Raw genomic sequence first — 13,529 nt, forward strand, 5'->3', positions numbered from 1 at the left:
GCGCGCCGCAGCGCGCTTCGCGCGCGGCCGCGTCGGCGTCCAGCTCCGCGAGACGCCGGGCGGCAGGCAGGCGCGCCTCCAGCTCGGCGCGCCGCTTCGCCGCCGCTGCGGCTTCACGCTGCCGCAGCGGCGACGGGGCCGCCATCAGCGCCTCGATCGCCTCGGCAGCCGCACGGCGGAACCTGGCGGTAACGCCTGCGGCGACCGCAGACGCATAGTGCAGCGTCGATTCGCCGGACCATACGGCCCCGCTTGGCAGCGCCTCCGTTATCCAGCTCTCCTCCGCGCGCGGCATCCAATCCTCCAGCTTTGCCTCCCACTGCTCGTCCCAAAGCTCCAGATGCTGTCCGATTCGTCGCAGCTCGTTCCGGACATGCCAATCCGCCTGGGCTTCCGTCTGCTCCGCTAAAGCCCTTAAGAACTCACTGCTCCGCTTCTCCTTCTCAGCAGCCGTTTTGCTTCCGCCGCCAAACCAGCCTTTCGCCTTAAAACCCGGCGCCTGGCTCTCCAGATACAGCCCTGCCAGCTCCCGCAGGGAAGGCGTCATCAGCTGGGCGTTATCCAGCATTTTGCCGATCTGCGCCAGCTGTTCCTGTCTAAAGAGCTCCCGCCTGCCGCTGTGAACCGAAGCGCCGCTGATCTCCTGCAGTTCCGCCTCCAGCTCCTGAATCTGCAGCTCGCCGCCGGACTGCTCCAGCAGACCCTCGCGTTCCTCCATCTCAGTTTGGGCGATCCGGTTCAAATGCTCCTTGACCGTTTGGGAAGCGGCCGTGTAAGTGCTGTAAGCCAGCAGGTTCCCGCTGTCTCTGAACAACCCGGAGACCGTCTTCTTAAGCATCTCTAAAGCGTTATAAGGATGGCCCGCTTCTTTCAGTGATATATAGAAGATGCCCGCAGGCTTCACATTCCACATTTCAAACGCTTGACTGACCGAGGCCTGATAAGCACGGAAGGACAGCTCCTCCTCTCTGTGCTTGTCGATCTGATTAACCACCATATAGACCGGTTTTCCATAATCGGAAAGGGATTTGGCAAACGTCAAATTGGTCTCCGAGCCGACGTGATTGTAGTCCATCACATAGAAAACAACATCCGCCAAATGCAGAGCCGAATGTGTCGCCATCGCATGTCCTGCATCGTTGGAATCGACCCCAGGCGTATCCAATAAAACTCCGTGAGCGCCGAGCAGCTCCAATGGCTCCCACAGCTCGACACGGGTAAAATCTTCTCCATTCCGGCAGTAATCAGCCGCCTCCTGCAGCGGAACCTCAAGGGTGCGTGCCTGATCCGCTGACGTCAGCAAAGCCCGTTCTTCCCCGTTCCGGATCATGACAATATTAGCGCTGGTAGGCAGCGGACTCGATGGCAGCACCCGCTTGCCGCACAAAGTATTGATCAGACTTGATTTTCCTGCTGAGAAATGGCCGCAAAAGGCCACCACAAGCTCCTGCTTCGACAGTTTATGTTTTAATTCCTGAATGACTTGTTCCGCTTGCTGATCCTGATCGGCTCGAAGCTGTTCCTCCAGCTGTCCAAGCCGATGCTGCAGGTCCTGCTCCAAAGATACTGTAATCGGTTTCATAAATAAGTTACCTGCCTTCCGCATCCTGAAATCTGCAATATGTAAAGCATCCTCATTTTATCATTGGATGCTCCGCCCGGGAACCCTGTGGAGAAAGTTATCTGCTTCCCCTGCTCGTCTACAGCACACCTGAACGTCCAGCACATAAAAAAGCAGGCCGGGAGATTGACTCCCAGCCTGCTCTTCATTGCCGGCACATGGCCTGCTTTCATTATGAATTCTTAACCCAATACTTCCGCTGTTTCTTCAGTCGGCAGCAAAATTTCAAACACTTTGCCGTGCTGGAAGATCGTGATCCCTCTGGTTTTGTCTTTCATCACTACTACCTCAGGCTTGGCGGACATGCGTTCAATATAATGGTCAGGAACCTCACCTGAATCACTTACCGTAACTCCTTCGACTTCGCGCTCATCGTTCTCTCCAAGCTGAAGCGCAAGAACGTCCTCAAACATATCGGAGAACAGTTCAAAATTGTCCGTATAAACAGAAATACATCTCATGGGGTCTCATCCTCTACTATCAATGTTCATTTGGAATTGATTTCTTTATCTTTCCTGACTTGCATCGTTTTCATACGTTTTCTGCCTTCCCGGCATACATCCAGAAGCGGGCAGACCTGGCACTGCGGATTCTGGGCCTTACAATGATATCTGCCGAAAAAGATCAGCCGGTGGTGAGTAAGCGTCCATTCCTCCTTTGGCACCTGCTTCATCAACTTTTTCTCCACTTCCAGGACAGAATCCTTCCACCCTGCAAGCCCTAACCGTTTACTTACACGTTCAACATGGGTATCCACGGCTATTGCAGGAACGCCGAAAGCATTTGATACCACTACGTTAGCGGTTTTTCGACCTACACCAGGTAATTTGACAAGCTCGTCATGTTCGCTTGGTACTTCGCCGCCATACTGCTCGATCAAAATCCGGCACAAACTTTGAATATGTTTGGCTTTATTCCGGTACAGCCCGATTCTGCGGATGTCATGCTCCAATTCCTCAAGCGGCACCGCAGTATAATCAGCCGGCGATTTGTACTTCCTGAACAAGTCGGCGGTAACTTTGTTCACCGTTGCATCCGTACATTGGGCTGAGAGCAGGACGGCGATGGTCAGCTCAAAAGCATTGGCATGATTCAGTTCGCATTTCGCATCCGGAAACATATTTCCAATCGTCTCCAATATATGTCTGACACCAGCTGCATTCATCTTTCTTTCCTCCCGGCGCAAAAAAAATCTTGATGCGGGAAGATCCCGCATCAAGACGGTGAATCTTAAGAAAATGTTATTGTTTTACGATTTCGACGAGCTTGTCCCCGTTGAAATACAATACAATATTATCATTTTCCTGGAGCGATTGCACGACTAAAGTCGTGTCTCCTTGATGAATATATACATTTGAGTCCAAATTAAAGCGGTAATTCGTGTCCGAAAGCGTATCTTTTTTGACATAGACCACTTTTGAAGTAGAATCATAATACCAATAAGTACGGTCTAAAGCCGTTAACACCTTAACCATGGTAGAGCCGTCGGCATCTTTAAGCACAAGCACATGATCATCTGCTGTCAAGGAGGACAAGGAAGAGCTTGTTCCGGAATCCCGGACAACCTTCACGGTCCCAGCCGCCGGAATAGTCGTTGTTGTACCGCTAAAGGTATCTAAGGTAACAGAGCTGGCATCAGCGCTTGTCACTACCCCATAGGTCAGCTTGGCAATTTGCACGGTAGAAGCCGTTGTTCCGTCAAACGTAACATTAACATAATCCCCTGCCTGCAAGTCAGCGATTTTAATAGCTGCTCCGCTATCGTCCAGCAGAGAAGCGTTCGTTACATAGAAGCTTTGCGTAACCCCGTCTAAAACGGCAGTCAGCCGGCTGTTTGCTGTATCCACCGAGGTTATCTCAAACTGCTTTGCAGTTTGGACGTTAATGCTTTGCACAGCATCCTGGCTGCTGCTCAGCACAGCCTTGATGGAATCACCCTTTTTCAGGCTCGACAAAGTGGCGGTTGCTTTACCGTAAATATAGACAGGCATAGAGGCATTCGTATAAGAAAGCTCTCTCGTCTTACCAGCTGCATCAACGATCACCAGATTTTTGCTGGCGGTATCAACACTTACAAAACTGCCTTCATATTGGTAGATGACGCTGATCGACAGCACTTTCTTTCCAATGTTTGTCAATGTTACTACACGATTCGTGGTCAGCAGGGACTCAAGACCGGACAGTGTTGGAGTAGTGCTGTCATACTGAACTGCCGTATCATCGTCCAGCTGAAGAACATAAGGGTTGTCATCGCTGTCTACAACGGTTAACAGCTTGCGTGTTTTGTCGTACTGAACAACGCTGACCTCAGACAGCTGCTCTGCTTGGCGTCCCAGCACATCAATGCTGGTAATTACACCATCGCCGTCCAGGGTAAGCTCAACTTCATCTCCACCATTAACGTCAGCGATCAGATCGGATAACGTTGGTGCTGTAATGCCATCAATCGAAACAGCAGCGTCATCCGCAATTTGGAGCGTGGCGTAGGTGCCGTCTGATTTCTTGTAAGTCAGCAGCTTGCCGCTCTCAAGACTGATTAAAGTCCCGCTTACGGTGCGCTCAACACTTTGCGTTACTTCTACACTGATAACAGCGTTATCTTTAATCGTGTAGCTGATTTCGGAGCCCGCTTTCAAGTCTGCAAGCTCAATTACTTGGCCTTGATACAATATCTTTACGGTTCCATCAAGTACAAGCTTGTCTACATTTCCTGACGATTCTTTAACCGTAATCGTTTTGGTGCTCGTATCCACATCCTCCACGGTTCCGCTGGCAGTCTTGTTCACGATGCCCGACTTCACATTCACCACAACCGGTTTCTTGTCGGCCGTAAAGGTTTCCCGTTTCAGCTCGATCGTACTGTCGTTTGTCAGATCTTCCGGCTGAATGGCGTTTCCGTTCTGATCGTAAAACAGCGTCGAATCATCATAAGTGTAAGTTTCGGCGTCTTCTCCTACGAGGAGCAGCAGTTTATTGCCAGACAATACACGAAGCAGTGTGCCTTCAATGGATTCCAGCTGCTGCGCAGAGTCTGTGACTTCCAAGTAAGCAGCAGCTCCTGCTTTTTCAATGACCATCACTTTGGTATAGGCTTCAACATCGCTTTGGGCGACTTTCGTATCGGAATCTGTTGTGTAATATACCATGCGGCTGTCAAGTGTAAAGCTGCGGCTTTGGCCATCCGTATAAAGAGTCAGCCCGCTGCTGCCGATCGAGGTCAAGACCCCTTCATATACATTAGAGTATCCCGGCGTAATATACGCCTGCGCTCTGCTGAAGAAGGTGGCGATTTGGGCGCGGGTTACGCTTCCTAACGGATCAAAGCGATTGCCGTCAACTCCATTTGTTAATTCCAGACTGATGGCCACATTCACGTAGCCTCGTGCATCCGCCGAAATGGTAGCGTTGTCGGCGAAAGTGGTTCCTTTGCCGGCAGCTGCTTCAGCATCGGACTCTTTGCCAAGGGCACGCACGATAAGCTTGGCTACCCATTCACGAGTTGCCTTCTTGGTCCCCCACGATTCTCCCGAAGCTGTAGCCGCAGTTTCTTCATCGGTGTCAATTAGCTTGTCCTTGACGGCAAGGGCAACATAAGGCTGAAAATAAGCGGTTGCCTCAAGCTGATCAGGAGCTTTCGCACTTTCATCCAGCTGATCTGTTACGTTCATAAAACGCAGGGCCAAAGCGACTGCTTCCTGCTGGGTGATCGAATCACTTGGGCGGAATTTTCCGTTGTCTCCCAAAATAATGCCTTCAGAAGCGAGTTTGTAAATATGCTTCTCTGCCCAGAAACCGTCAGCTACATCACTGAACAGCGCCGTCGACGCCGTGCTGCTTACCGCTGCAGCAGTGCTGGCAGTATCGGTGCTTGCAGCCGCCGCTGTCTCATCGGCCGCGAATGCCGCCGTCCCGCTGGTCAGAAAAGTTAAAGTAAGCAGCAGTGTAGCTGCCGTGCGCTTCAAATTTCTGTTTGACTTATTGTTCTGAATCATCCAAGTCTCCCCTTCTGGCTTATGTTCACCTTACTGTGGTTCGCCGGACCAGGCGAAGACTCCTGCTATTCCCGGGTCATCGGGTGAAGCAGGTCAGCGTGGCCCATTAAGGTTTCCAGCTGTTGTCCATCTACGAGCAGCTCAATACTTGTCACTTCATTAAATTGGAACATGGTCTTCTGCAAGGACTCCAGCGCCATCAGTTCCCCGTCTGACCCTAAGCGGGCCTCGTCAGGCAAATGAATGTCAATCGTTACTTCGCCATCAGCAAATTTAACGCTGAGCAGCTGGACTTTCGCCCACAAAGAAACCAAACCGCTATCCGTGCTGTCCTGCAGGGCTTCAAAAGCCGCTTTATACTTGCCAGCCGAATCCTCAGAATCTTCGAACTGAATTTGCCGGGTTGTTTCCTTTAAGTCCACAAAATCCTGATCTGCATAATAGAGCTTGATTGTTTCGGTTATTTGTTCATCCGTTGAAGCCGCTTCTTCAGAAGAGGAAGGAGCCGGAGATTCTGGCACCGTGGAGCTGCTGGTCTCAGAAGTTCCATCTCCATTCTGTGAATCCTCGCTCTCCGCCGGAGCTGCACCGTTAGCCGAAGCAATATCACCGCTGGTTGCAGGAGCGGCTGCAGGCTTTTGCCCGCAGCCTGCGATTGCTGCCATTAACAGCAGACTCAACAAGATCGTCCAGTGTTTTTTATTCACGGATACACCTGCCTTCTTTCACAAAAATCCTTAATCAATTCCGAGATACTCTTTGATACCGGCTACGATTCCCTCTGCTACTTTCTGCTGGAAAGCCGAGGAGTACATTTTGGCTTCGTCATTTTTATTGCTGAGGAACCCGCATTCCAGCAGTACAGCCGGCATGGTGGTCTCTCTCGTTACATGGAGACTCGCCTGACGGACCTTGCGGTCTGGCAGTCCTGAAGATTTTACAAGGTATTTATGCATAATGTTAGCCAGCTTGAGGCTTTCACCGCTGCGGGTATAGTAGGTTTCAACGCCGGTGGCCGTAGCAGCCCCGCTGTTGCCGTGCACTGAAACAAATACGTCTGCCTTCAGATTGTTAGCCAGATTAGAGCGGTCCGAAAGTGTCGGATAGGTGTCCCCGCTGCGGGTCAGCACATAATCAATGTTCGGCTCGTTTTGGAGAAGCTTCTCCACCTTAAGCACAACTGCCAGGGTAAAATCTTTCTCTTTACGGCCTGTCACGCTGATGGCGCCAGGGTCCGAACCGCCGTGTCCGGCATCAATGACTACCAGCTTCTTGCCGGAGCTGCTGGAAGGCTTGGAAGCAGAAGCAGAAGTGGAAGCTGATTCCTGATTGAGATCAATAATGACCAGGCCGTCTCCTGCGTTGGTCATTTTAAAACCTTTGGCATAATTCAAATCAATGACTACGCGTACTGTGGACGGCGCACTATTAAATAAGGAATAGCGGATCTGTGAGACATCCGGATATTCCGTCACCGCAATCGCGCCGTTCAGTTTGCTGTCGAGCGGATAGCTGGACGAAAAATCTGAGGCAAATTGAACATTCGGGAGATCGATGACAATACGATCCGGATTAGTCAGCGTCGATGTGACCGGACTGACTTGTCCATCTACAGCCATGATGAGCTGGTTGTCGGTGAAGCTGATCCCTTTTAAAGAGGTGAGAGTCGTGCTTGGCGTACTTGGAGAAGTCACCGTTCCGCTTGTGCCGGAATTGCTGCTCCCCGAGTTGCTGCCTGGCAATGCAGCGCTTCCGCTGCCGGAGCTCTGAGTAGTCAGGCTCACCGTTTTGGTTGTACCGTCCCAGTTTACTCCGAGTCCCATCTGTTCACTTACAAAACGGATCGGAACAAAGGTAGTACCGTTCTGCGCATAAGCTGCAGCATTAAGTTTAACCGTCTGGCCGTTTACTGTGGCTGTAGAACTGTTAAGGAGCAATTTAATTTCACTATCGGATTGCTTTATCGTTACCGTGCCTGTCTTGCTGTCCCAATCTACGTCAAACCCTAATTCCTCTACGACGACACGAATCGGAATCATCACGCTGTTGTTTACCGTTTGGACTTGTCTGTCCTGACTTAACTCGATCTCATTCCCATCCAGGAGAATATGCGTTGCGTTTGAAGCAGCATGTCCTGTCAATGGAAAAGCCAACACGCATAGAAACAAAATGACTAAAAAACTAAATTTCTTCATTCTTCACCCTTCCATTCTTATTTTGTGGTTCCTGATGAATGCCGCTCCAGACACGCTGGAACATCAACAGATTCACTATTTAGACGCCATAATCTATCAAAAGTTGCGTAAATTATGGCAATTTCAGTGGAATTAAATAGAATAGGACGCTTGAATGAGCCCTTGCTTCATTTCTCGCAGCATTTAAGAGGCTGCCAAAAATTCCTTAATTCCTGCCGCTATGCCTTCGGCTAATTGCTGCTGGAACTCGTCTGAGTACATGGCCGCCTCGTCCTTCGGATTGCTCAGAAAGCCGCATTCCAGAAGCACTGCCGGCATGTTCGTATTCTTCGTGACATACAGGTTGCCGGTCTTCAGCCCCCGGTCGGCCATTCCGCTGGACTGCACCAGATATTTCTGCATCACCTTAGCTAGAGCTTCACTGTTTCTGTTAAGGGTATAATGAGTTTCTACACCGTTCGGGCCCGTGCCTCCATCCGGGCTGATATTGCCGTGGATTGAAATAAACACGTCGGCATTTATGCTGTTGGCCAGCTTCACCCGGTCCTGCAGCATCGGATAGGTGTCCGAGTTTCTGGTCAGGACGACCTCCAGCCCGCTGTCCTGTTCGAGGATTTGCTGCAGCTTCAACACGGCTGCCAGTGTAAAATCCTTCTCAAGCCGTTTGTTTAAACTGACGGCACCCGAGTCGGTTCCTCCGTGCCCGGCATCAATCACGACAATCTTCTTGCCGCTGGCTGCTGGTAGTGCAGAAGTCTGCTGGTCGTCGCCGCCGGTCTGCTGAGTCCCTGCCGTGCTGCTTGAGCTGGTATTTAAATCAATCGTAATAAGGCCGTCCTTGTCATCGGTCACCTGATAGTCCGCCGGACCACTCAAGTCCAGGACTACTCTCACGGCATCCGGATCCCGGCTGAACAGCGCGTAACGGACATCTTGTACCTGTGAAATCTCGGTGATATCAATCTTTCCGCTTAAAGTGTCGCTGAGAGGAAGGCTGCTGCTGAAGTCTTCGGAAAAGGACGTATCTGCTAAATCCACCACAATTCGATCCGGCGAGCTCATTTTAAATACCGAAGGAGTTACCCCGCCCTTTACAGCCAATATGAGACGCCCTTCTCCAAAACTTAATCCGGTAAGCTGTGAAGAGCTGTCCGATTCAGCGGAAGCCGGAGCTGCTTCAGCGCCTTCCGAGCTGCCGTCTGCAGTCAGGACCGTGTCCTGATTGTCCTGCGCAGCTGATGTTATGTATACTGTTTTCGTTCTATTGTCCCAGCCGACCTGGGCTCCTGTCTGCTCTCCTACAAACCGCAGCGGTACTAGCGTGGCTTTACTGGCTCCATCGCCGCTAAACTTCGCTGGAACCAGCATCGGCACCTGAGCTCCGTTCACTTCCGCTGTAGCTTCTCCTACAACAAGCTTTATCGTAGACTCCGCATTGTTGATGGTTACGGTTTCTGTCTGGTTATCATAGCCGACCGTGTATCCCATATTTTCTGTAACAAGACGTAATGGCACCATAATGGAACCGCTTACCGTCTCTATGCCGGCATCTGCCGTAAGCTCCAGCTCCTTCCCATCCAGAGTGATATGTGCTCCATTGTCTGCTGCGCGGCTCATTACAGGAAGAATCAGCAAAAATAGCAGTAATAAAACAGATAATCCGTACTTCTTCATTCGTTATCCCCGCCGTTTCTATGAATTCTACTTTTTCTGCATCAGGAGCGACAGAATCTATCAAAATGCTGCACTTGTCTATCATTTTAACAGGTAATTTTTACCCGTGATAGACATTTCTCTCTATTTCGGACATGAAAAAATCCGCCCGGACGGACGGATTTTGCAAGTGAAGCAAATTCTATTGAGGTGGCTGCTGGTCAAGCACCGGAATCACCCAGTCAATCGTATTCTCCCCATGTTCGGCAAGGAACCGGTTGGTTTCCGAAAAAGGCCTGCTCCCTAGAAACCCCTTATGCGCTGAAAAAGGGCTCGGATGCGGCGAAGTGATTACCTTGTGCCGCTTGCGGTCGACGAATGACCCTTTTTGCTGGGCGTGGCTGCCCCACAAAATAAAGACCAGCGGCTTCTCCCGTTCATTCAGCTTCTCCACAATGGCATCGGTAAAAGTCTCCCACCCAATACCCTTATGGGAATTGGGCTGTCCCTGGCGGACCGTCAGCACGGCATTCAGGAGCAGAACTCCTTGTCGTGCCCAGTGCAGCAATGAGCCATGGCCCGGATTCGGAGCCCCGATGTCATCGTGCAGCTCTTTGTAGATGTTTTGCAGAGACGGCGGGATGCGGACCCCCGGCTGAACCGAAAAGCTGAGCCCGTGCGCCTGCCCTGGGCCGTGATAAGGGTCCTGTCCAAGGATGACGACACGCGTACCGCTGAATGAGGTAAGCTTCAGTGCAGTAAACAGCAGTTCCTTTGGCGGAAAGACGGTATGCTGTTTGTACTCTCTGGCCAGGGTGTAGCGGAGCTCCTGGAAATAAGGCTTCTGGATCTCCTCCGCCAGCACCTCGTCCCAATCGTTATCAAACATGTTGTTCCTCCTAACGTTCAAGCAGCTGCGGTCGCTGCCCGCAAACAATCACTGTCGATTATGAGGAACCCCTTCCCGGGTTGTCAATCCCTTCTTCCGGTTACGCAAACAGGCGGTCTTTATGTTTAGCCTCATATTCCGCAATCAGGTCTTCATGCTGGAGCGTCAGACCGATATCGTCCAGGCCCTGCAGCAGGAATTGGCGGCGGTGTTCATCAAGATCAAAAGAATATTCAAGGCCATATTCGTCGGTGAGCTTTTTATTTTCCAGATCGACGTTCAATTTATAGCCTTCATGTTTCGCCGTTCTTTGGAACAGCTCCTCAACCTGCTCCTCAGACAGCTTGATCGGCAGGATGCCGTTCTTGAAGCAGTTGTTATAGAAAATATCAGCAAAGGAAGGAGCGATGACACAGCGGAACCCGTAATCCTGAATCGCCCAAGGCGCGTGCTCTCTGGAGGATCCGCAGCCGAAGTTGACACGGGAGATCAGAACGGAAGCCCCATTATAGCGGGGTTTGTTCAGTTCAAAATTCGGGTTTATGTTCCCTTCCTCATCAAAACGCCATTCAAAGAACAAAAATTGTCCGAAGCCGCTGCGCTCGATTCTCTTCAAAAATTGTTTCGGGATAATGGCATCCGTATCCACGTTGACCCGGTCCACAGGGCCTACGATTCCATTCAAAGTTTTAAAAGCTTCCATATCTCAATCTCTCCTTGTTTTGAATATCAAGCCCTGCACAATTAGGTGACAGCCTTAGCTTACAATCTTAGCTTACAATCTTAGCTGACAACCTCAGTTTTGAAGTTCCAGTCGCGAACGTCTACGAAATGACCTTGAATTGCTGCTGCAGCCGCCATTGCCGGGGAAACAAGGTGGGTACGCCCGCCGCGTCCTTGACGTCCTTCAAAGTTGCGGTTTGATGTCGATGCGCAGCGCTGTCCCGGCTTAAGCACGTCCGGATTCATCGCAAGACACATACTGCAGCCCGCTTCGCGCCATTCAAAGCCCGCTTCTGTAAAAATTTTATCCAGTCCTTCTGCTTCAGCCTGCAGTTTGACCCGTCCGGAACCCGGAACTACAATGGCCGTTACCTTGTCGGATACCTGGTAGCCTTTGGCTACGGAAGCTGCAGCGCGCAGATCCTCGATCCGGCCGTTGGTGCAGGAGCCGATAAACACATAGTCCACAGGGATGTCGGACATTGGAGTTCCCGGAACAAGTCCCATATATTCCAGCGCCTGTTTGGCCGCTTTACGTTCATTTTCGCTTGAGAAATCGTCCGGATTCGGCACAGCAGCCGAAATGCTGGTTCCCATGCCCGGGCTTGTGCCCCAGGTAACCTGCGGGATAAGGGAATCGACATCAAACTCGACTACCGTATCGTATTCCGCGCCTTCGTCAGTAGCCAGCTGTTCCCAGGCCTCCACCGCTTCGTCAAACGCGCTGCCTTGAGGGGCATATTGGCGTCCGCGCAGGTAGTTGAAGGTTGTTTCATCCGGAGCGATCAGACCGGCACGCGCGCCTGCTTCGATGGACATGTTGCAGACTGTCATGCGCTCCTCCATAGTGAGGCTGCGGATCGCTTCGCCTGTATACTCAATGACATAACCGGTTGCAAAATCAGTACCATATTGGGCAATAACGCCGAGGATCAAGTCTTTAGCCGTTACGCCAGGATTGCGTTTGCCGACAAATCTGACCTCCATGGTCTTGGATTTGCCCTGCTGCAGACATTGGGTGGCCAGAACGTGCTCAACTTCGCTTGTGCCGATCCCGAATGCCAGAGCCCCGAATGCCCCGTGAGTTGAAGTGTGGCTGTCGCCGCATACAATCGTTTTGCCTGGTGCCGTAAGGCCAAGTTCTGGACCCATGACGTGCACAACGCCTTGGTCAAGCGTATCCAGGTCAAACAAAGTAACGCCAAAATCACGGCAGTTCTGAGTCAGAGTATCGATTTGCTGTTTGGAGATCGGGTCCGTAATATTGTACCGGTCCTTCGTCGGGACATTGTGGTCCATTGTAGCAAACGTAAGCTCAGGTCTGCGCACCTTGCGTCCGTTCAGGCGCAAGCCTTCAAAGGCTTGAGGGGAAGTTACTTCATGGACCAGGTGAAGGTCAATGTACAGGACACTCGGCTTGCCTTCCTCCTGATAAATAACGTGATTATCCCAAATTTTCTCATACATCGTTTTCTTCTGACTCATTCCAATCACTCCTGGTTCTTTAGAAATTCGTACAATGCCGAAGCAAAAATGCTGTGGCGGCTGGAGCCGATCAATTATTTTTGCCTGACTGATTAAGATAACTATAACAAGCACCAGGGTTATTTGAGAAATACATAAATACAATTACATTCATAGGAAATAACTATAGAGAGAATTTATGAGAGAATTTTAGAGCGCATTAAAAAAAGCCTCCCCCGCAAAAGCAATTGCTGGAGAAGCTTTCCTGATCTTTCCTGATTATGAATCTGTCCTATTAACTTCGGACCGGCTACAGAACTTTAACGCCCATAACGTGGTCCAGCGGGATAAAGCCGATCATCCGGCTGTCTTTGCTGTTGTTGCGGTTATCCCCCATTACAAAAACGTCCCCGTCCGGCACATCATATTCCTGATCCGGTTCAACCGTCATAGGCTCCTTGATGTAAGGCTCATCCAGCAGCTGACCGTTGCGGTACACCTTGCCCTGCTTGATTTCGATCTTATCGCCGGGTTTGCCGATCAAACGTTTCACATAAAAGATTTCCTGCTTGTTCTCTCCGGTCAGGAGTGCAATCAGCGGATGCTCTTTCAAATCATCCATAAAAGACCGCGAGCGGTCCACACGGCTGTCGATAATGACGATATCTCCGTAGTCTGGCACCTGGCCGAACGTATGCGACCATTTCTGGGCATAAATACGTTCCTTATCATGCAGAGTAGGGTCCATTGAATGGCCGTCAACCTTATAAGGCTGAATCACAAAGATGCCAATAATTAAGCTCAAAACAAATGCGATCCCGATGGACAGCAGCCATCCGCGGATTTCCTTCCACACCTTCATTCATACAACCTCCACTTTAAACATGGGGTCATTATAGCACACACTAACAGGACATGGGAAATTCCCTGGCTGGCTTGCCGGTCTTCCTGGCGGCTTTCAGTAAGATTTTTGCAATCCCATCTCCTATACT

Annotated in this window: 11 protein-coding genes; all 11 read right to left on the reverse strand. The window is 50.8% G+C overall.

From position 1 onward, the window contains the following. A partial coding sequence (locus FCN15_RS00005; RefSeq protein WP_203232055.1) for a dynamin family protein occupies nucleotides 1-1,582 on the reverse strand: 1,582 nt, incomplete at its 3' end. A 221-nt stretch (nucleotides 1,583-1,803) separates the two neighbouring features. Beyond that, the gene (locus FCN15_RS00010; protein WP_138492901.1) at nucleotides 1,804-2,082 is read right to left on the reverse strand and encodes an NAD/NADP transhydrogenase alpha subunit; all 279 of its coding nucleotides are present in this window, start codon (nucleotides 2,080-2,082) and stop codon (nucleotides 1,804-1,806) included. 26 nt (nucleotides 2,083-2,108) lie between these two features. After that, nucleotides 2,109-2,786 carry an endonuclease III gene (gene nth, locus FCN15_RS00015; RefSeq protein WP_138492902.1) on the reverse strand — a complete coding sequence of 226 codons (678 nt, stop codon included), beginning with the start codon at nucleotides 2,784-2,786 and terminating at the stop codon, nucleotides 2,109-2,111. Between the two features lie 76 nt (nucleotides 2,787-2,862). Further along, entirely contained in the window at nucleotides 2,863-5,613 is a 2,751-nt protein-coding gene (locus tag FCN15_RS00020) for an S-layer homology domain-containing protein (protein WP_138492903.1), read from the reverse strand. Nucleotides 5,614-5,678: 65 nt separating this feature from the next. Then, the gene (locus FCN15_RS00025; protein WP_138492904.1) at nucleotides 5,679-6,320 is read right to left on the reverse strand and encodes a GerMN domain-containing protein; all 642 of its coding nucleotides are present in this window, start codon (nucleotides 6,318-6,320) and stop codon (nucleotides 5,679-5,681) included. Between the two features lie 30 nt (nucleotides 6,321-6,350). Then, the gene (locus FCN15_RS00030) at nucleotides 6,351-7,808 is read right to left on the reverse strand and encodes an N-acetylmuramoyl-L-alanine amidase family protein (RefSeq protein ID WP_138492905.1); all 1,458 of its coding nucleotides are present in this window, start codon (nucleotides 7,806-7,808) and stop codon (nucleotides 6,351-6,353) included. Between the two features lie 183 nt (nucleotides 7,809-7,991). After that, nucleotides 7,992-9,443: an N-acetylmuramoyl-L-alanine amidase family protein gene (locus FCN15_RS00035; RefSeq protein WP_162515255.1), complete on the reverse strand. Its 1,452-nt coding sequence runs from the start codon at nucleotides 9,441-9,443 to the stop codon at nucleotides 7,992-7,994. Nucleotides 9,444-9,663: 220 nt separating this feature from the next. Beyond that, nucleotides 9,664-10,350: a uracil-DNA glycosylase gene (gene ung / locus FCN15_RS00040; protein ID WP_138492907.1), complete on the reverse strand. Its 687-nt coding sequence runs from the start codon at nucleotides 10,348-10,350 to the stop codon at nucleotides 9,664-9,666. A gap of 100 nt (nucleotides 10,351-10,450) precedes the next feature. Next, a complete protein-coding gene (gene leuD / locus FCN15_RS00045) occupies nucleotides 10,451-11,053 on the reverse strand; it encodes a 3-isopropylmalate dehydratase small subunit (RefSeq protein ID WP_138492908.1) in 603 nt (200 codons plus the stop codon). An 80-nt stretch (nucleotides 11,054-11,133) separates the two neighbouring features. Beyond that, nucleotides 11,134-12,558: a 3-isopropylmalate dehydratase large subunit gene (gene leuC, locus FCN15_RS00050; RefSeq protein WP_138492909.1), complete on the reverse strand. Its 1,425-nt coding sequence runs from the start codon at nucleotides 12,556-12,558 to the stop codon at nucleotides 11,134-11,136. 289 nt (nucleotides 12,559-12,847) lie between these two features. Beyond that, nucleotides 12,848-13,399, reverse strand: a complete 552-nt coding sequence (lepB, locus tag FCN15_RS00055; protein ID WP_138492910.1) for a signal peptidase I — start codon at nucleotides 13,397-13,399, stop codon at nucleotides 12,848-12,850. Nucleotides 13,400-13,529 lie beyond the last annotated feature (130 nt).

The sequence above is a fragment of the Paenibacillus pinistramenti genome, from assembly GCF_005869875.1.
GTDB lineage: Bacteria > Bacillota > Bacilli > Paenibacillales > Paenibacillaceae > Fontibacillus > Fontibacillus pinistramenti.

Bases quoted from the DNA above. Each gene is read 5' to 3' on its own strand.
- leuD (WP_138492908.1), bottom strand. From the start codon at position 11,053: ATGGAAGCTTTTAAAACTTTGAATGGAATCGTAGGCCCTGTGGACCGG.
- FCN15_RS00020 (WP_138492903.1), bottom strand. From the start codon at position 5,613: ATGATTCAGAACAATAAGTCAAACAGAAATTTGAAGCGCACGGCAGCT.
- ung (WP_138492907.1), bottom strand. From the start codon at position 10,350: ATGTTTGATAACGATTGGGACGAGGTGCTGGCGGAGGAGATCCAGAAG.
- FCN15_RS00010 (WP_138492901.1), bottom strand. From the start codon at position 2,082: ATGAGATGTATTTCTGTTTATACGGACAATTTTGAACTGTTCTCCGAT.
- leuC (WP_138492909.1), bottom strand. From the start codon at position 12,558: ATGAGTCAGAAGAAAACGATGTATGAGAAAATTTGGGATAATCACGTT.
- lepB (WP_138492910.1), bottom strand. From the start codon at position 13,399: ATGAAGGTGTGGAAGGAAATCCGCGGATGGCTGCTGTCCATCGGGATC.
- FCN15_RS00030 (WP_138492905.1), bottom strand. From the start codon at position 7,808: ATGAAGAAATTTAGTTTTTTAGTCATTTTGTTTCTATGCGTGTTGGCT.
- nth (WP_138492902.1), bottom strand. From the start codon at position 2,786: ATGAATGCAGCTGGTGTCAGACATATATTGGAGACGATTGGAAATATG.